This is a genomic window from Limisphaera sp. VF-2, assembly GCF_049537125.1.
Classification (GTDB): Bacteria; Verrucomicrobiota; Verrucomicrobiia; order Limisphaerales; family Limisphaeraceae; genus Limisphaera.
On sequence record NZ_JBMVQY010000001.1, the window covers coordinates 1937735 to 1963265 of the forward strand.

Consider the following 25531-nt stretch of genomic DNA (forward strand, 5'->3'; position numbering starts at 1 on the left):
ACGAACGAGTCCCGCTTTTCTCGCACCCCATTGTGACACTGTGGCGACCCTGCTTCCAGCGGAAAGGTGTGTGCGATCAGCCGGTCGCGCGTGCCCTTCTTCGCGGCCTCGAAGCTGAAGGCGCTTGTTTCGGCTTCGTCCACGAGATTGCGCGCGATCACGTTGGTCCGACTCCGCGGCAGGGATCCCGGGGACCGGCAGTTTGCATGTCGGTGAGTCGACATCCCGGCCACAGTCCCCGAACGGGCAGGTTCGAGTTTTACGGGGTCCGCTTATGGGGCAAGGGGACGCGGAGACGCATGCGCGTTGCCTGGGGACTCCGGGTTTGTGTTCTCTTGGCGGGTGTGGGCGCGGTCGGAAAACCACGCGACCGATTCCCATGGCGTCGGAACCCACCCTTGCTTTCGAGGAATTCGGAGAACGCGCATAGCGCGTGGATGGAATCCTCAGCCTTACGGGGAAGGCGCCGGTTCGCGCCAGCGCACGCGTACCAGACGCCAGGGCAGGTTGGCGGACTGGTGGACGAACGCGCGAGGCACGGTGGCCAGAAACACCGGTTGAATGCCGCGTTGGTAGCGTGCCTTTCGCGGTCCGGCGAAACGCACCCGCCAACCTTCGGGAGTAGGTTCCACGCTTTCCAGCCGCAGGAACTCCAGCCCCACCTTGGCCCGCAATCCGTGCGGATCGGCAGGGATCGGGCTCTGTGGATTGGGCTCCAGATCCAGCTCGAGAAATACCGGATCCTTTACGAAGATATACACACACGGCATGAGTTCGCCCGTTGCCGGATGCCAACCGCAGCCGTGTTGTAACATCCCGGCAGCAGCCGCTTCCGCCGGGCTGTGGTAGGCCCCTTCCGGAGGGATCCGCACCGGTCGGCGGCGTTCCCGGGCAGCCTCCGCCTGAACCTGATCCCACGTCCGAATGCGCGGTCTCTGCCCGGCTTTCATGCCTTGCGTGGTGTCCCAGGTCCACCACGCGGCCAAAAGGGCGACGGAAACGCCGGCCCATAACCCGGGCCGCCGCGTGCGCTCCAATTGCTGCATCCCGGCCAGGGCCGCGGCAAGCATCCCGCCGGCAAACGCCGGCATGAAATCCATCATATATCGGGTGGAGATGACACAAACCCGGAGGTAAAAGGCGGCCAGAGCGGCGGTTGCCAGGAAAGAAAAGATCCCCAGCATTCCCATGGCGCGGCTAATGACTCTAGAAGTAGCCGGCTTTTCCGATCGATTATGGGTCTCGGACGGGGACGATGGCAGATTGGATTTCGGGGCCGCATTCCCGAGCTCCACATGAGGAACCCCTGGCCCGGGTGCGCTGGCCTCCGCTCGGATGCCCGGCGGCCGCGATGCGGTCGAATCATGGGGCCCCAGCGGGGTTTGGCCGCTTCGCTCCGCGGCGGTCGGGGCGACAGCTGCTGCAGGGCAACCTCGCCATCGGGACCGGCTCAGACGCCAGAGGCACAAACCGGCTGCGCCCCAACCGGCGAGGACCCAGGCGAGATATCCAAAGTCGTAAGTCTCATTGCTGACTTCTCTCCATCGCGGGGTGGGCGAGAGCGTGGGGATCGCGTCCGAATGCAACCAAAAAGCGTATGTAGGTTTTTTGGGAAGGAACAGAAAGCCGAACAGTTCGGCGGCGGCCCGGTAAAAGGGCTCGTCCTGGAAAGGATAATCGAACCGGGTCGAGTACATGTTGCCATAGATACCCGGTTGAATGTTCAGCCTGTGACCGAATTCGAATCCGCCTCCGAAGCGGAGGAGGTTGGCAAGGTAAAGGCCTCCACCCGCCAGTCCGTACAGGGTTGCGCCGATCAACACCGGGCCCCACCAGCGCCGGCGCCCTGAAGCTGCCGGGCCCGGGCAATTCCCGGAGACCATCGGAGCGGCGGCACCCCCTGCAACCGCATTTCCCCACCAAAGGCCGACCATCCCCGCCAGCACGGCCGCTGCGCCATGAAACACCAGGGTGGGTCGAATCCACATGCCATAGCCGGCCAGCCCGCAGAGGACCCAGAAACGCGCCGGGGTGGGGCAGCAGGCCAGTCGGAGCAGCGCGGCGATCAGGCACAGCCCGAGCAGGTACTCATAGACAACGGCTTCCTCGTACACCTCGAAGTTCGTCCGAAGCTGCCGGAGCAAGGGCGGAAACGCCAGCAGGCATGCGCCCAGACCGCCGAGCGCCCACCAGCGCAACGAGGCGCGGGCGGCTTGTTTCTGTGAGCTCCCCGGCCCTGATGGCAACAGCAATTCGCCGAGCGCGCTGAGCAACAGCCAACCGGCCACGACAAAGGCTGCGGCCAGCGCCAGCATGTCGGGGAAGGGCGTAAACCCCAACGCCCGGGCCAGCAGTTCGAACGGCAACCGCCACAACGGCACTCCCAAGCCCCAAACCTGATGCACCCCGCCCTCTGACCAGCAGAGATCCCCCCGCAGATCCGCCGGATCCCGACTCAACGCAAGGTCCCCGCGCAACATCGCCGCCACCTGCTGTCGATAGTAAGGACTCGCCGAATACCACCGGCCCCACTCCGGCACCAGCCCCGTCGCCCAGACCAATCCCCACCCATATGCCAGGGCCGGCAACACCCACACCCAACCGGGCAGCCGCCTCGGTTCTGCCGCAGAGACGGTTTCCTCGGCCGGGGCATGCGGCAGCGATGGTGGCGTCTGCGACGATCCTGGCAACCGGGGCGGACGACTGTACCGCCACAAACAGCGCACCGCCTCCAGCCCGTCGCGCCAGCGGATCTTTTTGCCCTCCGCCCGGCTGCGGCCCTGGTAGTGGATGGGCACCTCCACCACCCGGGCCCCCAGGCGGGCCAGCTTGGCCGTCACCTCGGGGCAGAAACCGAAACCGCGCTCCTGCAGAGTCAGGCTCTGGAGCAGCTCGCGTCGGAACACCTTGTAACCGGTGGCTTCGTCGGTCAAAGGAAGGCCGGTCAACCCGCGGGCAATGCGCGTCAGCAGCCAGTTGCCCCCGCGATGCCAGAGCGGGGTACGGGCCCGGGCGCCGGGGCCGAAGCGGGTGCCGTAGACGGCCTCGGCGCGGCCCTCCAGCAGGGGCTGCAACAGCCGGGGGTAGTCGGCCGGGTCGTACTCCAGGTCGGCATCCTGGATGAGGACGAAGGGGGCCCGGAGGTGGGGCAGGGCGGTTTGGATGGCGGCGCCCTTGCCGCGGTTGTGCGGGTGCCGCAGCAGGCGCAGGCGGGGATCGCGTCCGGACCAGGTCTGGAGGCGCTGCCAGGAATCGTCGGTGGAGCCGTCGTCCACCACGACGACCTCGGCCACCTCGGATCGTGCCAGGATGCGTCGCAAAATCTCCTCGATGGTGCCCGCCTCGTTGTAACAAGGAACAATGACCGCCAGACATGGAGGCATCCTCCCTCCTTCCACAGGACCAGGAGATTCCGGACACGTCTGCGGGGGACTCATCGGGACAGCCTTTACTTCATCATGCGCGGGCGTGCAAGACGGCAACCGCGTGTGGTAACCGGACAGAGCCCCCAGAACGGCCAGGACGATTTCAAGGAAACCTCGCCGGCCAGTGGCTGCGTCGGGGCTTTGGTCCTGGCCGAGCGGCCTCGATCAAACCCCGGCGGGTCCTTGAGCCGGGCCCGAACTGGAGGGTTCGCGCGCTGGAGGCCTGCCGTACCGGCGCCAGATTAGGTAGGTGGGGACGACGACCAGCAACGCGAACCCCATGTAGGCGACGCCCTGAATGGCGTAACGGATGGCCGCGGCCCGTTGGTGTTCCCGCAGCTTGATCCGGAACAGATTGGTCAGCTCGGCATCCGGGACGAATTTCCACTGGTCCCGGGAATGGACCTCGTAATAGACATAGTCCACTCCCCAGCGCCGGGATTGAAGTCGCCGGTCGGTGATGCCGCAATTGTCCGGGATCAGGTCACGCAACGGAATGGGGCCTGCGGCAATCCATGCGTTCGTCAGGGTCAGGAGGGTGCGACTGCGCAGAAACGTCTCGCGCACCGAACTGCCGTCTGTTATGTGACGGGGGCCGCGAGGGGTGTAGGGCTCTCCACTGAGGGCGGGCCAGCGGCCCTTCTGAAGGAAGACCGTGATTTGAGCCTGCAAGGGCAGGGTCACACCGCCGACATTGGTGCTGGCCAGGACCTTGTATTCGGTGCAAAGCAAACCGGTGGGATAAAGCTGGGAGTAATCGAGGTGACGCGTCCACTCCTCCTCGCTGTCACCCTCCAGGATTTGCAAGTAGGGGCTTTTGTTGGCGTTCTTGAGTCGTTCCTCGGTGGTGATCCAGGTGATGTGGGCGGGGATGAAATGCTCTTCGTCCAGGAGCGCGACGTGAGCCTCGCACATGTGGGCTCGTGGGTCCGTCAGGGCGCAGGCGTTGATCATGGGCAGGCTGCCCCAGTCGGGCGTGTGACGAAACCAAAGTCCGGAACAATAGGCCAGCCACGGAAAAGTGATCCCCGTTGACGCGAATAGAGGGAAATACCCGGCATTAGCTCCACCGGCGGGAGGGGCCGATGGGTTGGTGAATGTTGCGCGCAAAGTATTGTTGCTGAGGCCAAAGGCCTGCATGCCGTCGGATTCGAGGAACCAGGTATCCGCCGCCAATCGAACGACGAAGCGCATGGAAAGCTCCTGTTGAACCGCACCGTTCTCGTAGAAGAACACGTAGTCCTGGCGGCCCTGGAGGACCAGGTGATGGGTGGTCAGGTCCACTGCGGAGACGTGGGGGACCAGGGCGACACTGAGGAGTAACGCGGTTTGTCGAATCGGGGCGGAGCCGCGACCACCGAAATACCAGAACAGCCATCCGAGGGACCAAAAGACCAGCATCCCAAGGGCCATACTGGCGCCCGCCCGCTCGCCCAGACCGAACCACTTGGGCACGGCACCCAGGCAGGAGCAGCCGCCCTCCCACGGGACGCCCAGGGCGTAGCGGGTCAGGCGATAGAGCAGAAGAGCAGCTACCCACCAGCCCAGGGCCCAACAGCCCACGTCATGCCGGCGCCATTTCCAGACCCAGCCGGCCAAGAGCAGCTCGGCCAGCGCCGTCAGGCCGATGAGGGTGCGCGAGCTCAGAAAGGGAAGCACCGGGTCGGGCGGGTCAATCAGGGGCGGCAGGCGCGTCATCCACAGGGCGATCCCTTTACCGAGCGCACCGAGTGCCAGCAAAGCGGCCGAGAGGCCGCAGAACCAAACGGTCCAGCGCGGCAGACTGCTTGATGCGCCGGGATTTGCCGCAGTTCCGGGGCTGTCCGGGGGCGCCTGTTCCGCACTGGGCGGGCCGAGAGAGGTCGTAGCTGTCATTTGGGAATCGGCAGGGAGCAGGTTCATGGTCGGGCTCGGGGACTTGGGGCGAGCAGGGTTCGGATCCGGCAGCAGCTAGGGGATGGCCACGGGTGGCGACGGTCTCGACCCGTGCGGCAACGCGTGCTGGGGCCCGGGTATCGCACCGGCTCTATGGTATGCCGTGCACTCGAGCAGACAAGTCCATTCGAGGGCGTTGGCCGGCTCTGCTGTGAATCGGTACGGGTGGGTTTGGGGTTCTCAGCGTTATCCAGCCGCTTCAACCGAACCGAGCGCAGCCTCCGCTTGGTCCGAGGCAGAGACCAGCCGGAGGAGACGTTCGAAAAGGTTTCGGCGGCACGCCCCCGGCTCGAATCTGCCATCAAAGGGAGCAATCGGAAGTGACATAGTTGGTTCGACTTGGATTCGAGCCGGGGGGAATTTCGCAAATACAACTCCTGCTGATGGTTTGGGTCATGAACTTACAAGACCCACCAGAATAGACTCTCTGTTCGACTCGGACCGGCGGCTGCTGGTTGCAGCGGTGATCGGGGTTGCCGGTCTGGACGCAGTTGCCTCTGCGCCGTTGGTCGTACTGGTATCGTTCACACAGTCCATCGCAATAGGAGTCCTCGGCACAGGGCAATCCTTGGGCGTTCTCCTGGGTTTGGGTATCGGTGGGGAGCGGTTCGCATTTCCAACCCTGAAGCACAGCCGCCAATACCACAGCGGGCAGCAGGCAGCTGATGAACGTCAATGCGGCGATTCTACGGAGGACCGTGCGAGTGTTGGGTACGATTGTTGGGTACGATTGTTGGGTACGATTGTTGGGTACGATTGTTGGGTACGATTGTTGGGTACGATGAGCGTTTTCATGGTAGCAACAAGTCCTGTTGGGGTTTACGTGTCGGGGGTAGCTTGACTCTCTCTCTTGTCAAGTACTTTTGCGCGCCTTGAAAAAGGCTTGAAACAAGGCCCTGCCATGACCGGAGAAGGAGCGTGGAGCCAAAGGGAAGCCGGACGGTGAGCCGGCTCGCGTGAAAACCGTGGCGCGACGCGGCCATGTGTTCCTGAGCCGTCGGAGGCTGCACACGGCCGAGCCGCGAGGAGACGCCACGATCCAAGGGCTCCGCATCCGCCGGAGCTGTTGCGCAGGGGCGGCAGGTGCGGGGGAGCAGCGTGCTTTCTGGGTGCGGTGGGTTTTGCTCCGGACCGTTTGCGGGACGAAGCTTCCCAAGAGACAAGGCGACCGAGGTCTGTCGGAGCGGCAGTGCGAGGCTGGGTGCACCACCCGAGGGGTGCGTCCTGGGTACGAAGCCAAGCGGGATTGACCCCGGGAGGGCAGGGCTGGTGTTGTGGCACGCCCGGCCCGTGCGATGGGCGTCCTCGGGTTGTGCCCTTTCAGGGCGCGGTGGGTTTGGGGGACGCAGTTCCCGGGGTGTTGCCCCGGGCTGCCGAATGGAACGCGCTTTTAGCGCGGTATATGTCCCTCCGTCGGGGTGAGAAATCCCCCAGCCTGATGCCCGCTTTGCGCAACGAGGTTGCACGCCCAATGCACGGCTCGATGCGCCTTCGACGCGTGGTTTGGCCCGCGCAGTCCGCGGGCAACGCCGGGGCACTTCAGGTTCAACCCTTCGAAGCATGAATCCCGAGGACATGCGGTCTTCCTCGCCTTTCCCGCCGCCGAAGGCGCACGAAGTTCCGCAGGGCTTTCGAGGGGCGTTCGAAACCTGAAATGCGGCGCGCGGCGTACCGAAATGGCTTTTGCACTTGAGGTTCGCCACAGGACCTCGGCATTACGGAGCGCGGAGACGACAGCCAGCAGGGTGTTGAAACAGTGATGTCCTGGGGAAACGACCTTCGGTTTTTCGAGTCGATTCGCTTGTTTTCGGTGGGCAAAGGGATGTTTACAGCGCCCTGCCAGGGTTGCACGAGGGCCTGGGCCCGATCGAGGGCACCATGATCAACTCTGACGAACATGAAATGCGGGCGGTGCCGCCGGTGCGGCGATTCCAAGTGGACGAGTTGGAGGTGCGTGTGTATGCGGCGCGCGCACAGTTGGCGGCGGCAGCGGCTGCCGAAGCGGCCGAGTGGCTGCGGACGGCGATCCATCAGCGCGGGCAGGCGCGCGTGATCCTGGCCTCGGCAGCGTCCCAGATGCAGTTTTTGGAAGCGTTGACTGCTGCGCCGGACCTGGAGTGGGGTCGGGTCACGGTGTTTCACATGGACGAATACCTCGGGTTGCCGGCCGATCATCCGGCCAGTTTTCGGCGGTTTTTACGGGAACGGGTGGCGAGCAGGGTTCGGCCCCGGGCGGTCCATTGGATCGAGGGCGATGCGCTGGAGCCTTTAAAGGAGGTGGGCCGGTACGCTGCGCTGCTGCAGGAGGGACCGATCGATCTGTGCTGTCTGGGCATTGGGGAAAACGGACACATCGCGTTCAACGATCCGCCGGTGGCGGATTTTCAGGATCCGCACTGGATCAAGCTGGTCGCGTTGGACGAGGCCTGTCGGCGTCAGCAGGTGGGGGAGGGATGGTTTCCGGATCTGGATGCAGTGCCGCGGTATGCGTATACCCTGACGGTTCCGGCACTGATACGGGCGGACCGCATGATTGCGGTGGTGCCGGAACAGCGGAAGGCGAAGGCGGTTCGCGACGCCCTATGCGGGCCGGTGAGTGAGCGATGTCCGGCTTCGATTCTGCGGCGGCATCCGCGTGCGACGCTGTTTTTGGATCTCGAATCCGCCTCGTTGTTGCCCTGACTCCGGATGTGCCCGACGTTTCGGAAAGCCCGAGCGCGCCTGTCGATGGTCCGAAGGCCTGTCCTGCAGGCGCGGTTCCGTCGCAGTGGGTCCGAGGGACGGCGGGCTCGCCGATTTCGAGGGCACCCGGGGAGGCGGTCCCGCGGCTCTAGACGGCAGCCTTGTGAGGTTGGGAACCCGGGAACGCCGTTGGCTTGAGCGCGTGGGTCTTTCCCGGGGGGTGGGAATTTGACGCGGGCGCAAGCGGTGCAGGGGTTGACGGCGGACGCGGGCGGGACTAAAAATCGCGTGGATGAAAGCCCGCGGCCAAGGTGAACGGTGTCTGCGTGACGCTTTCGCGTTCACTTTGATGGAGCTGCTTGTGGTTATCGCGATCCTCGGGATTCTCGCAGCGCTGTTGTTCCCGGCACTGGCCGCGGCACGAGCACGGGCCCGCACGATCCAGTGTGCGTCGAACCTGCGGCAGTTCGGGTTGGCCCTGCAGATGTACGCGCAGGATCACAACGATCGTGTGCCGCCCAACGCAGATGGGGACTGGGACGCGCTGGGCCCGAAATGGGTGGAGGGCTGGTTGGGATTGCCCGGGCCGGACTGTACCAACACGCTGTATTTGCGCCGGAGTTTGTTGGCGCCCTATCTGGGGGGCGAAGTAAGCATCTGGCAATGTCCGGCCTCGCGTGATCCGGTTCCGCTGGGGCCTGTCCCTCTGCCCCGGGTACGAACGGTGTCCCTGAACTGTTTTGTGGGCAGCCCCGTGGTGAGCCCGGCGGCCACGACCTATCGCAAGCTCAGTGAAATGGTTCGGCCTGCACCGTCGATGTTTCTGACCTTCGTGGACGAGCGGGTGGAGACCATCAACGACGGCAGTTTCGCTCTGCAGTGGGACTTTCTCGCGGCTCAGCCGCATACCTGGGTGTTGCGCGACAAGCCCGGCGTGCGCCACCGGCAAGGGGCGAATCTGGTGTTTCTGGATACGCACGTGGAGCGCCGGGTCTGGCAGGATGCCCGGACACGGAATCCACCGCGGGACGACGCGTTGATGCCCGGGAATCCGGACATTCTGTGGATGCAACAGCGGGCCACATGGAGACCCGGACAGGAAACGGGTGCTTCCCAGCCGTGAGAGGGCCCGGGCCGCGGTAATCTGCAAGCGGGCGGCCTCAGCAGGAGCAGGTTTCGGCAACAAAGTGACGGGGTCGCGAGGCCTCGTCTGATCACTCTTCCCCATGGTCTTGCAGGTTGGGTGAAGCCGTTTTGTGCTCTGGCCCGCGAGACCGTTTGATGCTTCCTCGACAGGGGCGGCCAAGGTGCGAGCGCTCGAGTCGGCCCGGGTTTGGAGTTGTCAGGCGGCAACACCGCGAGAAATATTGCCGCTTGCGATGTCGAGGCGGCTGGGATGGTCCAAGTTGGTGTGGCCGGACCTGGCGCGGCGGTATGTGAAGTTTTGTCTGGTCGGGGCCAGTGGGATGGCGGTGGACATGGTGTGTCTTTACCTGTTGAGCTCCCCGTCCCGGCTGGGCTGGAATCTGGCGCTGAGCAAGGCGTTGGCGGCGGAGGCGGCCCTGTTGCACAACTTTGTTTGGAACGAGGTTTGGACGTTCCGTGGTCTGGGGGCGTCCCCGGCTGGCAGGGGTGCCAACGAACAAGAAGCCGGACACAGGGGGCGATGGCGCCGCCGGTTGGCGCGGCTGATCAAATTCAATCTGGTGTGTCTGGCGGGCATCGGATGGAGCGTGTTGCTCTTGTATCTGCAGGTGCACGGGCTGGGTTGGAACGTCTATCTGTCGAACTTCATCGCCATCGTGTTGGTGAGTTTTTGGAATTTCGGACTAAATTTGAAGTGGGGCTGGGGTTGGAGAGCCGCGGCGGCGTCGAAGTCGAGTTCGGGCGCAGCCGTGGGCGCTGAATCGAGCAACGCTGTCGGATCGCCGAACAGACCGGAGGCGGAACAGCCATGATGGAACCGGGGGTCCGCGAGCCGCGCCCGGGCCGCAGTGCACGGGTTTGGGCTGCGTTGGTGGCAGCGAAGCTCCTGTATGCTGCCGTGGTGGCGGGAATCCTCGCGTGGGGCGATGCCTATGACACGCGCACAGCGATTTGGATCGGACGGCATTGGTTTCCGGAAGGCTGGTTATCCGAGCCTCGAGGCCGTTGGGAACGACATTTCGCGACCTGGGACGCGGAACATTATCTGTATCTGGCGGCACGCGGATACACGGTGGAGACGCCGTCGATTGCGTTTTACCCGTTGTGGCCGGGGCTCATCCATGCCGTGGGTCGGCTGACCGGTCTAAGTCATGTTGTTGTCGGACTGATCCTTGCGAATCTGTGCTCGCTGCTGGGCTGGTGGTTGTTTCACCGTGTGACTGCACGCCGCTGGGGCGAAGAGGTGGCCGATCGGGCCACGCTGTTTCTAATTCTGTTTCCGGGGGCGTTGTTTTTTCAGTTCATTTACAGCGAGGCACTGTTCTTTTTGCTGGTGATGGTCTTGTGGTGGGGATTGGAGCAGCGTCGGTGGGGCGCGGCTTGGATCGGTGCCTATCTGGCTCCGCTGGCCCGGGGGGTGGGCGTGTTTGCGGTGCTCCCGATCGCCTGGCACGCATTGAAAACGTTGCCCTGGGAGAGATTGCGCCGGTGGCGTGGCGGGTCGGCGGCAGGCCGGGGATCGGAGGAGCCGGGCGGGAGGCGGGACGGTTGGGGACCGTGGCTCTTGCTGGCAGCGCCGGTGCTGGGTTGGGCGACGTATCTGGGGTTGATGTGGGTGTCGCGAGGGAATCCCTGGGCGGGGATCGAGGCGCAGCGATACTGGGGGGTTCACGCCATATCGAAGCTTTGGGATTTCCGAACGCTGGCGGAGGGCTTCTTCGATGTTCGGGTGTGGCATGACTTTCAGGGGTCGTTGCTCGACCGCCTGGGATTCGTGGTGCTCATGTACAGTCTGCCGGTGCAATGGCGCCTGGGCCGCGATTTAATTCCGTGGACCCTCATGCTCGGCATCGTCCCGGCGTTGAGCGGGACGTTTGTTTCCTACATTCGATTCGAGGCGTGCGTGTTTCCGTTGTTCGTGGCGCTGGGCGGTTTCTTCAGCTGGTTGCGGAGGAAGTGGCCCTTTTGGGCATTTGCCGCGTTGAGTCTGGGTGTGCATCTGCACCTGCTGTGGCGGTTTCTCAATTATCGTTGGGCCGGGTGAGGCTTTAGCGGAGCATGGCGCAGATGGCGAAGGCCCGGGGGCAGGTTCCGGCGGAGGGGTCCGCCTGAGTCAGGAGGAGCGACGTCGGGGTGAGGCGGGCCGGGTCGAGGGCCGGCGAACCCCGGCGGGCGCGCGGCGGAGGTTGGATGCGGGGGTTCGATGGGCCTTGCGGTATTCGCGCGGGCTGCAGCCGCACACTTTTTTAAAGACTTCGTTGAACCGGCTCAGACTTTGGAAGCCCGAAGCCAGGGCGATCTGGAGAATGGGCTCGTCGGTGGTGACCAAGAGGCGCTGTGCGTGACAGAGTCGGTGGCGGGTGAGGAAGGCGATGAGCGTGGTGCCGAAGGCGCGGCGAAAGAGGTTCATGGCGTAGTTGGGGTGGAGCCCGTGGGCGGCGGCGATCCGGGAGGCGGTCAGGGGCTGTTGGTAGTGACGTGCGATGTAACAGGCCAGTTGGTCGGCTCTGGAGAGTGCGGGTTCGGGACAGGGTGCTGCGGGAGCTCTTGCGACGTCGAGGGCCAGTCGGAGCAGGCGCGCCTGGATTTCCAGGCGCACGGGTCGTTCCCGGGCCGGGTCGCCGAGGCGGAGTTCCTGTTCCCATTGAGGGAAGCGGAAGCGATCGGCGGGATCGGGCCGGGGTTCCAGGAGGAGCGAGCCCTCCAGCAATGGATGAGTGAAGCTTGGGGGAAGGCCCATGCCAAGGAATTCGCCCAAGGGGACGGTGACCACGTAGTAGGGGCTGTGACCTTCGAAGGCGACGATCTGGTGGGGGATCGCGGCCCAGAAGACGGCCAGGCGCCGGGCCGGGACGGTGATACGGCGTCCTCCGAGCAGATAGGTCAGGGAGCCGGCTTTCAACCAGTTCAATTCCACTTCGCTGTGTTTGTCCGGGCGCGGCATTCGGGCCGGCCTCCAGAGTTCGCAGGTGAAACCGTAGGGCAGGAACTCGGGCCGGTTGACGTCGAACTGCTTCACGGAGCTTAGGATTCCGTGAGTTTTGCGTGCGTTCAAGGAAGATTCCCGTTTCCCGACGTGGTAGCGTGGTAGGTGGATCGAGAGGGGCCGGTTGCAGGGGCGGGGTCGGCCCCCGCGTTTGGGCGAGGCCCGGGCGGGGTTCCCGGGGCCCCGGGTGGAGCAGGAATCCGCGCGCGGGCTGCGTGCGCAGGGGATGCGGAGCGGGATCCGGGACGCGGAGCGGATCCATGGGGATGGATCGATGTAAGCGATGTTGGATGCTGTTGGCAGCGGCGTGGGCGCTGACGATGGCGGCGCCGCTGCTGATGGCCTCGGAGCCGGGCGTGCCCGAGAAACGGCGCGTGTTTGTGCTGACGGACATCGAGAACGAGCCGGATGATGCGCAGTCAATGGTGCGGCTGTTGGTTTACGCGAACCAGTTCGACATCGAGGGACTGGTGGCGACAACCTCGGTGCACCAGCGGGATCGCACAGCGGCCTGGCGCATTCGCCAAATCATCGGGGCCTATGGCCAGGTACGGGACAACCTGGGGCTCCATGAGCCGGGCTGGCCCACCGCGGAGGAGCTCCTGGCCGTGGTTCGCGAGGGATTGCCAGTGTACGGGATGAAAGGCGTGGGCGCCGGGTGCGACTCGCCGGGATCGGAGTTACTGGTGGCGGCCGGTCTGCGGGAGGATCCGCGTCCGCTCTGGGTGTTGGTGTGGGGTGGCCCGAGCGTCCTGGCCCAGGCGCTGCGGAAGGTGCGGACAACGCGGAGCATCGAGGAACAGCAACGGTTTGTGCGGCAGTTGCGCGTGTACGCCATCTCGGATCAGGACGATTCCGGCCCGTGGATTCGGCGGGAGTTCCCGGAGCTGTTTTACATCGTGAGCCCGGGGTTTCATCCGGGCGGCGCTTACCATTATGCCACCTGGAGCGGGATCAGCGGGGACAAGTTCCACGGGCGCTTTGCGGGCGCGGATTTTTCGCTGGTGGACCAGCCGTGGCTGGACCGGAACATCCGGGGCAAGGGCCCGCTGGGGGCGCAGTATCCGCGGACCGAGTATCTCATGGAGGGGGACACTCCGAGCTTTTTGTTTCTCATCCGCAATGGGTTGAACGAGCCGGATCGGCCCGACTGGGGCGGCTGGGGCGGTCGGTACGAACTCTACACCCCGCGCAAACAGAAGTGGCATTTGGCGGCGGAGACGCGGCCGATCTGGACGGACGCCATGGACGAAGTGCGCGGCGTGGACGGCAACTGGCACACGAGCAACCAGGCCACGATCTGGCGATGGCGCGCGGCGTATCAGAACGATTTCGCGGCGCGGATGGATTGGACCGTCAAACCGTATGCGGAGGCGAATCATCCGCCCGTGCCGCGCCTGGGTCATCGCGACCGGTTGAGGGCGCGTCGCGGGGAACGGGTGGACCTGAGTGCCGAGGGAACCTCCGATCCGGATGGCGACGCCGTGTCGTACGAGTGGTTTTACTACGGCGAAGCCGGCACGTTCACGGTCTCCAGCGCACGTACCGGTCAGCCGGTGGAGATTCGAAACTTCGACCAGCCGCGGGCCTGGTTCGTGGTGCCCACCGAGCGGGTGATGCCACCCGGCACGGGCACCCTGCACATCATTTTGGCCGTGACGGATCACGGCGTGCCGCGTCTGACGCGGTACCGGCGCGTCATTGTGGACGTGACGGAAGGAGAGCCATGACGGAAACGTCGAGCCGAAGCTCCGGTCGCAGGGAGGGACGGCGGTGGGGAAGGGGCACCCGTGGGAAAGAGTGAGGAGATTATGAAACGACCGCACAAAACCCCAACCCTGGGGGTGATTTACGGGAACCGGGACTTTTTCCCGGATCCCCTGGTGACGGAGGCGCGGACGGACCTGGCCAGGCTGTTCGAGGAACTGGGGATTCGGGCGGTGCAGTTGGGCGAGCACGAGACCAAGCTGGGCGGCGTGGAAACGCATGCGGATGCGCGCAAATGCGCCGAGCTGTTCCGACGGCATCGCGAGGAAATCGACGGTGTGCTGGTGTGCCTCCCCAATTTCGGGGATGAAAAAGGCGTATTGGACGCCCTGCGGCTTTCGGGCCTGGAGGTGCCGGTGCTGATCCAGGCGTATCCGGATCGGATGGATCAATTGTCGCCGGCGCGCCGTCGGGATGCCTTCTGTGGCAAGATCTCCGTCTGCAACAATCTGGTGCAGGCGGGAATCAGGTTCAGTTTGACGACGGAGCATGTCTCGCATCCGCTGTCCGCGAGTTTTCGGCGGGATCTCCAGTGGTTCCTGGGGGTGTGCCGCGTGGTCAACGGCCTGCGGGGGCTGCGCATCGGGGCGGTGGGGGCGCGGCCGGGTGCTTTCAACACGGTGCGTTACTCGGAAAAGTTGCTGGAACGATATGGGATTTCGGTGACCACGGTGGACTTGTCCGAGATCCTGGGCGTGGCGGGGCGGCTGGAGGCGGGGCACCCGGCGGTGGTGGCGAAACTGGAGGAGCTGCGCAGTTACGCCCCGGCGCCGGGAGTGCCGGAGGAGAAACTCGTGCAGATGGCGAGGCTGGGCGTGGCGCTGTGGGAATGGATGGAAAGCCAGGCGTTGGATGCCACGGCGATTCAGTGTTGGACCTCGTTGCAACGGCATTTTGGCTGCAATGTCTGCACGCTCATGAGCATGATGAGCGAGCGGTTCCTGCCCAGTGCGTGCGAGGTGGACGTGACGGGTGCGTTGACGATGTACGCCATGCAGCTGGCGAGCGGCACGCCGGCGGCGTTGGTGGACTGGAACAACAATTACGGCGACGATCCGGAAAAATGTGTGCTGTTCCATTGCGGCAACTGGGCCAAGAGTTTCCTGCCCGACATCCGCATCGCCAATGCGCCGATCCTGGGCAGCATCCTGGGGGTCGAAAACACCTACGGGGCCCTGGAGGGCCGCACCCCGGCCGGCCCCCTGACCTACGGCCGGATCAGCACGGCCGATGCAGAGGGTCGGATTCGGGCCTATGTGGGGGAAGGAGAACTGACGGCCGACGACCTGCACACGTTTGGCAACCGGGCCGTGGCGCGGGTGCCCCGATTGCAGGAGGTGTTGCGGTACATCTGCCGGCAGGGCTTCGAGCATCATGTGGTCATGACCTGTTCCCGGACGGCCTCGATTCTGGAGGAGGCGTGGGGACACTACCTGGGTTGGGACGTACAAGTGTTTCGTGGATGAAGAGGCGCGTGCGAGGGAACGAGCCATCGCCCCGGGGGCGGAGGGCTGGGTATCTCGGCGCCGGGGGCCATGCCGTGGCCCGCGGGGCGGGCCGCAAGGAACGGAGCGGAGCGGGAAGCGACCACGACGCTTGTTCGTCGCGATCGGGTGTTCGTGATCGCGCAGACCAGGAGCCGGAGGAATGAGTCCCGGACGTGTGGACACGAGGGATTGGGAGCTGGAGCTCAAGGGGATCGAGTTGCGGCGGCGCCTGTTGGAGGTGATTCATCAAGCGGGCGCCGGCCACACGGGAGGGGGATTGTCATGCCTGGACATCCTGATCGTGCTGTATCACCGGATACTGAACGTTTCGCCGGAGACGGTGGAGGATCCCGGCCGGGACCGGTATGTGCAGAGCAAGGGACATTCGGTGGAGGCGCTCTACTGCGTGCTGGCGGATCGCGGGTTCTTCCCGTGGTCGGATCTGGAAACTCTCTGTCGCTATCGCTCGCCCTATGTGGGGCATCCCACGCGGCATGTGCGGGGGATTGAAATGAACACGGGCGCGCTCGGGCATGGCCTGTCGATTTGTGTGGGAATGGCCTGGGCGGGGCAACGGGACCGGGCGACGTATCGCGTGTTCACGCTGTTGGGGGATGGGGAGCTGGCGGAGGGGTCCGTGTGGGAGGCCGCCATGGCGGCGGCGCATTACCAATTGGACAATCTGATCGCAATCGTGGACCACAACGGACTGCAGATCACGGGTCCGACGCGTCAGGTGATGAGTCCGGAACCGCTGGAGGACAAGTGGCGTGCGTTCGGCTGGACGGTGCGGCGCGTGAACGGGCATGATTATGTGCGATTGACCGAGGTTTTGCGGCAGCCGCCCGAGCACGGCCGGCCCACGGTGGTCATTGCGGACACCGTCAAGGGCAAGGGCATCTCGTTCATGGAAGGCGTGGCGCGCTGGCACCACGGCGTGCCGAACGCCGAGGAACTGGCGCGGGCACGGGCGGAGTTGGACGAAGCCGAGCGACGGCTGCGGGCGGAGCGGGCCCTGCTTGCGAGAGGAGTGTTGACCGCATGAGTGCGCCCGCCCCTCCCATGCTGAGTGCGGCAGCCCGCGCCCGGGCCGGGCGGTTGGGTCTGCGGCCGGGCCGACCCAATTTGGACGTGTTCGCCGAGACGTTGGAGGAACTGGCACGCACGGACCCGAACCTGGTGGCGCTGACCAGCGATTCGCGCGGGTCGGGGAAGCTGGGGCCCTTTGGACAGGCCCTGCCGGGCCAGCTGCTCGAGGTCGGCATCGCGGAGCAGAATCTCGTGGGGATTGCGGCGGGCCTGGCTGCGTGCGGAAAGAAACCGTTCGCCGTGTCGCCGAGTTGTTTTTTGACGGCCCGGGCACTGGAACAGATCAAGAACGACGTGTGTTATTCGGATGTGCCGGTGGTGCTGGTGGGGATCAGTGCGGGGGTGAGCTATGGGGCCCTTGGCTCCACTCATCACTCGCTGCACGATCTGGCAGCGTTGCGGGCCATTCCGAATCTCACGCTGCTGGTGCCGGCCGACAATTTCGAGACCCGGCAGGCCATTCGGGCCGCGGCGCGGGCCAGACATCCCGTGTTTGTGCGTTTTGGCAAGGCGCCGATGTACGATTTGCACCCGCCCGGCACGCGTTTCGAGGTGGGGCGGGCCTTGCGGTTGCGGGAGGGGCGCGATGTGGCCTTTGTGGCCACGGGGGAGACGGTGGTGCACGCGTTGCTGGCCGCGGCTCTGTTGGAGGAAGAGGGGATCGACGCGCGCGTGATCTCGATGCACACGATCAAGCCCCTGGACACGGAGATGGTGCTCGAGGCCGGGCGCGAGTGCCGTGCGGTGGTGACGGTGGAGGAACATTCGGTGCACGGAGGGTTGGGAGAGGCGTGTGCCGCGGTGTTGATGCAGGCGGGGGTCCGCACGCCTTTTCGGATCGTGGGGATTCCGGACGAGGAAACCGTGACCGGGGCCCAGGCGGACATCTTCCGGCATTACGGCATCAGCATGGAAGGACTGGCGGGAACGGCCCGGGAGCTGCTGGGGGCGGGTCGCCCCACTCGGGCCGCAGTGGGAGGATAGGCGGCGAAACGGAAGCAGGGCCTCATGAGCTGCGTGTTGGCCATCGACCAGAGCACCTCGGCGACCAAGGCCCTGTTGTACGACACGCAGGGACACTGCGTGGACAAGGCTGCGCGGGAGCATCGTCAGTACTATCCGCGTCCGGGATGGGTCGAGCACGATGCCGAGGAGATCTGGCAGAACGTTCTGGCAGTGGTGAACGAGCTGGTGGCGAGGCACCCGGACAAGGCCGGGGCGCTGGCCTGTTTGAGTCTGACCAACCAGCGCGAGACGTTCGTCGTGTGGGAACGCCGCACGGGGCGGCCGTTGCACCGGGCCATCGTCTGGCAGTGCCGGCGGGGCAGCCGGATTTGCGAGGAACTGGAGGCGGCCGGATGGGGTCCGAGGGTGGCCGAGCGCACGGGACTGCGTCTCGACACGTATTTTTCGGGGCCCAAGTTGCGGTGGCTCGTGCGAGAAGACCCCTCGGTGCGCGCCCGGTTGGAGCGGGGCGAGGCGCTGATCGGCACGATGGACGCGTACCTGTTGTATCGGCTCACCGGAGGCCGGGTCTTCGCCACGGATCCGACCAATGCCTCCCGGACGCTGTTGTTCGACATCGGCCGACTTCGGTGGGACGAGGAGTTGTGCGGGTGCTTCGAGGTGCCCCGGCAGGCCCTGCCCGAGGTGCGCGACAGCAGTGCGGAGTTCGGCCAAACCACCTGCGAGGGCATTCTGCCGCGCCCGGTTCCCATTTGCGGGGTGATGGGGGATTCGCAGGCTTCCCTGTTTGCGCAGCGGTGTTACGAGCCCGGCATGGCCAAGATCACCTTCGGGACCGGTTCCTCGGTGCTCTGGACGCTGGGTCCGGAACCGCGGCGCTCGCGGGGTGGGTCCGTGACGACCCTGGCATGGGTTTTGTCCGGGCGGCCCACTTACTGCCTGGAAGGGATCATCAACTTCTCTGCGGCCACGGTGGCCTGGCTGCGGGATCAACTGGGTTTGATTCGGGACGCTCGCGAGGCCGAGACCCTGGCCGCGTCGGTGCCGGACAACGGCGGGGTGTATTTGGTTCCGGCGTTTGCCGGATTGAGTGCTCCCCACTGGCGCCCGGAGGCGCGCGCGGCCCTCGTGGGCTTGACGGCTCACGCCACGCGGGCGCACGTGGTTCGGGCGGCCGAGGAATCCATTGCCTATCAGTTGCGCGATGTGCTGGAGATGATGAGAGAGGAAGCCGGCATGCCCCTGCGCTGTGTGCGAGCCGATGGGGGCCCGACGCGCGACCGGTTCCTCATGCAGTTCACAGCCGATGTGCTGGAGACCGAGCTGGAGGTGTTCGATGTGCCGGACGGGTCCGCCCTGGGGGCGGCGCTTGCGGGCATGCTCGGCATGGGCATTCATCCGGATTTGGGGGCATTGGCCGCGTTGCCGCGGTCGGGGGAGCGGTATCGACCGGGGATGGACCCGGGGACCGTGCAGCGGCTGTTGAGCGGCTGGCGGGCGGCGGTGCAAAAGGTGTTGTAGTCGGACCCGGAACCCCGGTGGAGCCGGGGACGCGGGCTGCCGTCCGGGCCCCCGGGGCCGCAGAGAGCGGGGCACCCCGGGATGGGGAGACGATTGTCGGGAGACCGACGCGGGTTTTGAAGCGAGATTGCGAGCATGAAACCGACCATACGTTGGAGCTGGGTGGGATTGGCCGTCAGCGTTGGGATGCTGGGCTGGACGGGATGCAAACCGGGGAGCGGCCCGACCGAATCGGCGGCGGGCGACAACCGGCGGGTGGCCGTGGTCATTTCCACGCTCAACAACCCGTGGTTTGTGGTGCTGGCCGAGACCGCCCGCGATCGCCTCCGCGCGCTCGGGTACGAGGCGACGGTGTTCGACTCGCAAAACGACCCGGCCAAAGAGGCGGCGCACTTCGACAACATCATCGCCTCCCGGTATGTGGCGGTGCTGTTCAATCCGACGGACGCCGACGGCTCGATTGCCAACGTGCGCCGCGCCAAAGCCGCCGGCATTCCCGTCTTTTGCATGGACCGCGAGATCAACGCCACGGACGCGGCCGTCTGCCAGATCCTCTCGGATAACTACTCCGGTGCCGTGGCGGTGGGCCGGTACTTCGTGCAGGTGGTGGGTTCCACCGGGAAGTATGTGGAGTTACTGGGCCTGGTCGGAGACAACAACACGTGGAACCGGTCCAAGGGCTTCCACAGTGTGGTGGACCGGTATCCCGGGTTGCGGATGGTGGCGCAGCAGAGTGCGGATTTCGATCGTGCCCGGGCGCTGGAGGTGATGGAGGCCGTTCTGCAGGCAAACCCGGACATTGACGCAGTGTTCTGCGGGAACGACGCCATGGCCATGGGCGCCTATCAGGCCCTGGTGGCGGCCGGAAAAGCCGAGCGGGTCAAGGTGTTCGGGTTCGACGGGGCCGAGGACGTGGTGCGGCTGATTGGTGAGGGAAAGATCGCGGCCACGGCGATGCAGTTTCCCAAGGTGATGGCGCGCACGGCCGCGGAATTTGCCGATGCGTACCTGAAGGGGAAACGGGATTTTCCGCAGAAGGTCCCGGTGGCGGTGGAACTGGTGACGCGGGACAACGTGCATGAGTATCAGGGGTACGGACGCAAGGAATAGGGGGCGGGCCGCAGGACGGCCCGGTTCGGGGGCGCGGGGGCATGCGATGGACGCCGCCGGGCTGCGGGATCATCGGCGCGGGGGCCGCCGGGACCTGCGAGTGCTGAAGCCCGTGTTGCGATGAGACCACGCTGGTGGAAATGGGCGTTGGGGATCGGCGCGGTGGGATTGTTCTGGTGGGTGTGCCCGCCGGTTCACGTGGTTCCGTTGGAGACGGGTCGCCAACGGCGGGCCGGGGACCGGTTCGATGCAGAAGCGTTTGTGGAGGAGTTCTGGGAGCGCCGATTGCTGCCCGCCGAGGCGCAAGCGATCAGGGCCGAGGTTTTGTTGGGCCTCTTGCAGACCCGGCCCGAGGAGGCGTTGGAACGGTACGGCCGTCGATTGGGGCTGAGTCGGAGCACTTGCTTTCTGGTGTCGGGACAGGGGACGGTGGTGACGGTGGACGAAGCGGCGGTGTCGCTGGCGTTGGAGCCGGGCGGGCCGGTGGCCGTGGTGATCGGGCTGGGCCCGGTGTTCGGCAACACGCTGCGCGACGGCTCCGGGCTGCTCGATGTGAACGAGTTTCCCAATTCGCAGGATTTCAACGCCATTTCAGCGGCGCTGAACCGGCGGGTGGAAGAGCGTGTGTTGCCCCTGTTGAAAGCGGGGGCGGTGCCCGGCCGGACCGTGGCGTTCGCCGGATGCGCGGAGATTCATGATCCGCGGCGGGAGCTGTTCCCGTTGCGCGTGGTGCCGTTTCAGATTCGTTTTCCATGAGTGAGAGCGATGTCGTCGTCGAGGCGCGGGGGATCAGCAAGAGCTTCCCGGGGGTCAAGGCGTTGGACGGGGTGAGTTTGGTCCTGCGCCGGGGACGGTTGACGGCCCTGCTCGGCGAAAATGGCGCGGGGAAATCCACGCTCATGAACATTCTGGCGGGCGTATTGCCGCCGGACGAGGGCACGATCCTGTTGGAGGGGCGGCCGGTGCGGTTCGCCAGCCCCCGCGAGGCCCACGCCGCCGGCATCGCCATGATCTTTCAAGAGCTCAACCTCGTTCCCCAGCTGACGGTGGCCGAGAACCTGTTTCTGGGTCGGGAACCCCGCACCCGGTTCGGGCTGGTGGATCATGCGCGGATGAATGCGGAAGCTGCCCGGCTGCTGGGCCAGTTGGATCTGGACGTACCGCCCACGGCGCGGGTGGGCGAGTTGCGGGTGGGGCAGCAGCAGATTGTCGAAATCGCCCGGGCCCTCTCGGCGCGGGCCCGCGTTCTGATCATGGACGAACCGACCTCCGCGCTCACGCAGCACGAGGTGGAGGTGCTCTATCGCATCATCGCCGATCTGAAACGGCAGGGGGTCGCGATCGCCTACATCACGCACAAGCTCGAGGAGTTGCCGCACATTGCGGACGAGGTGGCGGTCATGCGGGACGGCCGGATGATTGGCGTGGCTCCGTTGCAGGCGCTCAGCCCGGAGGACATGATCCGCATGATGGTGGGGCGGGATCTGGCAAGGGCCCGGGCCGGTCCCGGCCGTCCACGCGGCGCGGAAGTTTTGCGCGTGGAGGACCTCTCGCTGCGTCATCCGGAGCGGCCCCGGGACCTTCTGTTGGATCGGGTCTCGTTCCGTGTGCACCGCGGGGAGGTGCTGGGGATCTTCGGACTGATGGGAGCGGGTCGAACCGAACTGCTGGAGACGTTGTTTGGGTTGCATCCGCGTACGGCGTCGGGGGCGGTGTATCTGGAAAACCGGCGGGTCGAAATCCGGTCGCCGGTGGACGCAATTTCGCTCGGATTGGCCCTGGCTCCCGAGGACCGCAAGGCGCAGGGCCTCGTTCTGGACATGAGCGTCCTGGAGAACACCAGCCTGCCGAGCCTGCCCCGGCTGGTACGTTGGGGTTTTGTGCGGCGCGCGGCGGAGCAGGAGCTGGTGGAGCGGTGGGTCACGCGCTTTCGTGTCAAAACCCCCTCGCTTGGGCAACGGGTGCGCAATCTCAGCGGCGGCAACCAACAAAAAGTCATCCTGGCCCGCTGGCTGGCCATGTCGCCGAAGGTGCTGTTGTTGGATGAACCGACCCGGGGCATTGACGTTCAGGCCAAGCGGGAGATTTATCAGTGGATCGACGAGCTGGCCCGCGAAGACCTGGCGGTGATCGTCGTTTCCTCCGAGATGCCGGAGATCCTGACCGTGTCGGATCGAATCGTCGTGTTGTGCGAGGGGCGGAAAACGGCGGAGTTTCTCCGGGAGCAAGCCACCGAAGAGCGGTTGATGGAAGCCGCGCTGCCGAGGTCTCACTCGGGATTGCCGGGCGCTTCCACGCCGACGGGCCGGTGGCGCTGAAGCCTGCGATGCCCTGCGCCCGGTTCATCCCGCTTGCGCTCACCGCGAGGCCGCCCGACCGCTCTGTTTTTGCGGCAACAGAACGGGGCCCGGGGCGAGAGAAGAGCAGGACCGGAGCCGTCGCGGCTGGATGGGAGGGTCGCAGAATGGCTGCGGCGGGGTCGATTCCGGAGCACGACCGCAGGGCTTGCGCGCGGGGAAACGTTGGGAACAGGAGCAGAGAACCGTGCGTGGGCCGGCAGCTTGCGACAACTCCAACGGCCGGACCTGGGGCCGGCCGGGCGATACTCCCGCCTGCCCGGTCTTCGTGCGTCGGAGCCCATTGCCCGGCCCGATCGCGCAGGGAAGTGCAGCGCCGGTCCCAACAAGAAATGACCTGCCATGATGCGTGCTGATCGCAGCTGGTTGGCGCGGGTGCAGTCGCTCGTCGCCCTGACTCTCATGGTCGTGCTGATGAGCCTGCTGTCCGACCGGTTCCTGACGGCGGAGAACGGGCTCAACATCTTGCGACAGATCTCGGTCAACTTGTGTCTGTCGTTGGGCATGACGCTGATCATTCTTTCCGGGGGCATCGATTTGTCGGTGGGGGCCGTCCTGGCGTTGGCGGGCGCGGTGGCCGCGCGGTTGCTCAAGGAGGGGCTTCCCCTGCCCATGTTCGATGTGCTCCTGCAGTTCACCGTTTCGGGGGCCATTCTGGCGGGGTTAACAGTCGGGCTGATGCTGGGATGGTTCAATGGTTTGGTGATCACGCGGTTTCGGCTGCCGCCTTTTGTAGCGACCTTGGGCACGCTCAGCATCGCCCGGGGGCTGACGATGTTGTGGACCGGCGGCTATCCGATCACCGGGTTGGGACCGGCCTTCGGGTTTCTGGGCACGGGGCTGTGGCTCGGCATCCCGATGCCGGTGTGGATCTGTGCGGTGTTGGTGGCGGTGTTTGCGGTGGTGACCCGGCGCACCGCTTTTGGGCGGTATTTATACGCCGTGGGCGGCAATGAACGCGCCGCGGTGCTCACGGGGTTGGAGGTCGATCGAATCAAGCGTCGGGTTTATACGTTGGGCGGTGGGTTGGCCGGAGTGGCCGGCCTGATGGTCACAGCCCGTTTGGATTCGGCGCAGCCCAATGCCGGGTTGGGTTACGAGCTGGATTCCATCGCCGCGGTGGTCATTGGCGGGACCTCCCTCTCCGGCGGACGGGGCTCGGTCATGGGCACGGTACTGGGATGCCTGATCATTGGCGTGCTGAACAACGGCCTGTTTCTGTTGAACGTGTCGCCCTTCTGGCAACAGGTCATCAAGGGGCTGGTGATTCTCGCAGCGGTGGCGCTCGACCGGTTGAACCCGCGCAATGCGGAGGCCGGTCGCTAGCAGGAGTGGATTTCTGTTGGGTCTGGCTCCCCGGCTTCGCCGCCTGACGGCGCCGGCTGCCAAGCCCAGTCGTCGCAGTCCTCGATGGGAGTCGGCCGAAGGTCCAACCGCGGGCCATCGGCCGTGTCAGGGCGGTGGCCCCTGAATGGCCGCTTCATGACCGGGGGGCGAAATCCCGCGGTAGAGGGGCGCGACCGAGCAGGCGGGGTGCTTGCTCAGGCTGACTCGGATAACACCAGCCCCGGAAACCGGACCCGGTGGCAGACACCGCTTTCCCAGCAGCCAGCTCGGGCGTCGGCGCCGACGTCTTGCCTCGCCGACACCGGATCGAATAGGCCCACCGTCCCGGTCGTCCGAACCTCTGAACCGTGCATCCCACACCAAAACTCCGATATTCTGTCGGACGGATCCCGGCCACGCTTTCGGTGCGCTGGTGGCCGGATCGTGGCCTGCGGCGCACCCAGCGGGGCTCGGATCCCACGGCCATCCCATGACGTGCGCGAAATCCGTGGGTCATTTTTGCAGCAGGGGCGGCGAGAGACGACGGCGACGCCCGGCACCAGCGGCAGGGCGTGCATGGGCCTTTCCGCTTCTGGGCCTGGTGCAGGGCGTTTTTGCTGCCGTGTACCATGTGGCGCCGGACGGGGACGATGCCCATCCGGGCAGTCCCGAGCGACCCTTGCGCACCGTGCAACGCGCCGTGGATCGGGCGCGCGCCGGGGACACGATCGTGGTCCGGGCCGGCGTGTACCGGGAGGCCGTGGTGCTGCGCGAATCCGGAGAGGAGGGACGGCCCATTGTGCTCAAGAACCACCCCGGAGAACGCCCCATCTTGCAGCCGGGCCAGCCCGGTCAGGCACCCCCGGGGCAGGGGATTCGCCTCCAGGCCCGCGCGGGTTACCAGCACCCCATCGGATGGATCGCCCTCGAGGGTTTGGAAATCCGGCACGGTCATGACGGAATCAAGTTCTACAATGCGCATCATGTGACGATCCGGAACTGTTTCGTCCACGACAACTGGCATCAGGGAATTCTGGGCAACGGATACCGGGTGCGAATCGAAGGCAACGTAATTGCGCGAAACGGGCTTCGCCCGGACAACGAGCGCAGCAACCTGGAACACGGCATTTATGTGACGGGGACGGAAATCGAGATTGTGAACAATGTCATCCACGGCAATCGGGCTTACGGCATCCAGGTCGCCGGCTATCCCTACAACCCCGGGGCGCATGCGGGGCCGGAGTTTGCCGGGGCCCGACGTTGGCGGATCCATCACAACACGATTGCGCTACAACGAAACCGCGCCGGGGTGGTGCTCTGGCAACCGCAGACCACGGACTGTACGATTCAAAACAACATTTTCTACCGCAACGCACAAACACTCGGCCGGGGTGCGTGTCAGGGAGTGGATTTTGTGAATGCCGGGGGAGGACATCGGATTTGCCGCAATCTGTTTTTCGGTCCCGAGCGCACCGCATGGAGTCAACCCCCCGAAGGATGCCGGATCGAAGAGAATCTCGAGGGGCAGGACCCGCTGTTTATGGATGCGGACCGGGGAGATTTTCGACTTCGTGCCGGCTCGCCGGCGATTGACGCGGGCCTGACCGAGGGCGCGCCGAAGAAGGATCGCGAAGGACGCACCCGGCCGCAGGGAGGCGGGGTGGATCTGGGGGCCCATGAATTCCAGCGGGGTTTGTGAGCGGTTTGTGGTCGCGGTCTTCGCCCGTGCGGCGG

The 25531-nt window shown here is 65.4% G+C and carries 17 protein-coding genes; 14 read left to right on the forward strand and 3 right to left on the reverse strand.

The annotated features are described in order from the left end of the window. Positions 1-452: 452 nt before the first annotated feature. Positions 453-3383: a glycosyltransferase family 2 protein gene (locus tag ACPDIT_RS06865; RefSeq protein WP_423442436.1), complete on the reverse strand. Its 2931-nt coding sequence runs from the start codon at positions 3381-3383 to the stop codon at positions 453-455. Between the two features lie 207 nt (positions 3384-3590). Further along, the gene (locus tag ACPDIT_RS06870) at positions 3591-5123 is read right to left on the reverse strand and encodes a hypothetical protein (RefSeq protein ID WP_423442437.1); all 1533 of its coding nucleotides are present in this window, start codon (positions 5121-5123) and stop codon (positions 3591-3593) included. Positions 5124-7238: 2115 nt separating this feature from the next. Between ACPDIT_RS06870 and ACPDIT_RS06875 the strand changes: the two genes are divergently transcribed. The 4 genes from ACPDIT_RS06875 (at position 7239) to ACPDIT_RS06890 (ending at position 11232) form a co-directional block, all read left to right on the forward strand. Continuing rightward, positions 7239-8042: a glucosamine-6-phosphate deaminase gene (locus ACPDIT_RS06875; RefSeq protein WP_423442438.1), complete on the forward strand. Its 804-nt coding sequence runs from the start codon at positions 7239-7241 to the stop codon at positions 8040-8042. A gap of 292 nt (positions 8043-8334) precedes the next feature. After that, positions 8335-9165 carry a type II secretion system protein gene (locus ACPDIT_RS06880; RefSeq protein WP_423442439.1) on the forward strand — a complete coding sequence of 277 codons (831 nt, stop codon included), beginning with the start codon at positions 8335-8337 and terminating at the stop codon, positions 9163-9165. 256 nt (positions 9166-9421) lie between these two features. Beyond that, positions 9422-10000, forward strand: a complete 579-nt coding sequence (locus ACPDIT_RS06885) for a GtrA family protein (RefSeq protein WP_423442440.1) — start codon at positions 9422-9424, stop codon at positions 9998-10000. Next, positions 9997-11232 carry a mannosyltransferase family protein gene (locus ACPDIT_RS06890; RefSeq protein ID WP_423442441.1) on the forward strand — a complete coding sequence of 412 codons (1236 nt, stop codon included), beginning with the start codon at positions 9997-9999 and terminating at the stop codon, positions 11230-11232. Before ACPDIT_RS06885 ends, ACPDIT_RS06890 begins: the two co-directional genes overlap by 4 nt. Positions 11233-11301: 69 nt before the next feature. Here the strand turns inward: ACPDIT_RS06890 and ACPDIT_RS06895 are convergent, their stop codons facing one another. Beyond that, entirely contained in the window at positions 11302-12207 is a 906-nt protein-coding gene (locus ACPDIT_RS06895) for a helix-turn-helix domain-containing protein (RefSeq protein WP_423442442.1), read from the reverse strand. A gap of 287 nt (positions 12208-12494) precedes the next feature. Here ACPDIT_RS06895 and ACPDIT_RS06900 point away from each other — a divergent pair, with 287 nt between their 5' ends. The 10 genes from ACPDIT_RS06900 (at position 12495) to ACPDIT_RS06945 (ending at position 25496) form a co-directional block, all read left to right on the forward strand. Beyond that, a complete protein-coding gene (locus ACPDIT_RS06900) occupies positions 12495-13904 on the forward strand; it encodes a nucleoside hydrolase-like domain-containing protein (protein WP_423442574.1) in 1410 nt (469 codons plus the stop codon). An 81-nt stretch (positions 13905-13985) separates the two neighbouring features. Continuing rightward, positions 13986-15407, forward strand: coding sequence for an L-fucose/L-arabinose isomerase family protein (locus ACPDIT_RS06905; RefSeq protein ID WP_423442443.1), 1422 nt, complete (start codon positions 13986-13988; stop codon positions 15405-15407). 181 nt (positions 15408-15588) lie between these two features. Next, a complete protein-coding gene (locus ACPDIT_RS06910; protein WP_423442444.1) occupies positions 15589-16473 on the forward strand; it encodes a transketolase in 885 nt (294 codons plus the stop codon). A 17-nt stretch (positions 16474-16490) separates the two neighbouring features. Beyond that, entirely contained in the window at positions 16491-17501 is a 1011-nt protein-coding gene (locus ACPDIT_RS06915; protein WP_423442575.1) for a transketolase family protein, read from the forward strand. Positions 17502-17525: 24 nt separating this feature from the next. Beyond that, positions 17526-19004: an FGGY family carbohydrate kinase gene (locus tag ACPDIT_RS06920; protein WP_423442445.1), complete on the forward strand. Its 1479-nt coding sequence runs from the start codon at positions 17526-17528 to the stop codon at positions 19002-19004. A 186-nt stretch (positions 19005-19190) separates the two neighbouring features. Then, on the forward strand, positions 19191-20114 hold the full coding sequence (locus ACPDIT_RS06925) for a D-ribose ABC transporter substrate-binding protein (protein ID WP_423442576.1): 924 nt from the start codon (positions 19191-19193) through the stop codon (positions 20112-20114). A 120-nt stretch (positions 20115-20234) separates the two neighbouring features. Beyond that, complete coding sequence (locus ACPDIT_RS06930) at positions 20235-20870, forward strand: DUF2291 domain-containing protein (RefSeq protein WP_423442446.1); 636 nt, start codon at positions 20235-20237, stop codon at positions 20868-20870. Then, positions 20867-22432 carry a sugar ABC transporter ATP-binding protein gene (locus tag ACPDIT_RS06935; RefSeq protein ID WP_423442447.1) on the forward strand — a complete coding sequence of 522 codons (1566 nt, stop codon included), beginning with the start codon at positions 20867-20869 and terminating at the stop codon, positions 22430-22432. Before ACPDIT_RS06930 ends, ACPDIT_RS06935 begins: the two co-directional genes overlap by 4 nt. Positions 22433-22813: 381 nt before the next feature. Continuing rightward, positions 22814-23797, forward strand: a complete 984-nt coding sequence (locus ACPDIT_RS06940; protein ID WP_423442448.1) for an ABC transporter permease — start codon at positions 22814-22816, stop codon at positions 23795-23797. A gap of 622 nt (positions 23798-24419) precedes the next feature. Then, on the forward strand, positions 24420-25496 hold the full coding sequence (locus tag ACPDIT_RS06945; RefSeq protein WP_423442449.1) for a right-handed parallel beta-helix repeat-containing protein: 1077 nt from the start codon (positions 24420-24422) through the stop codon (positions 25494-25496). Positions 25497-25531: the final 35 nt, after the last annotated feature.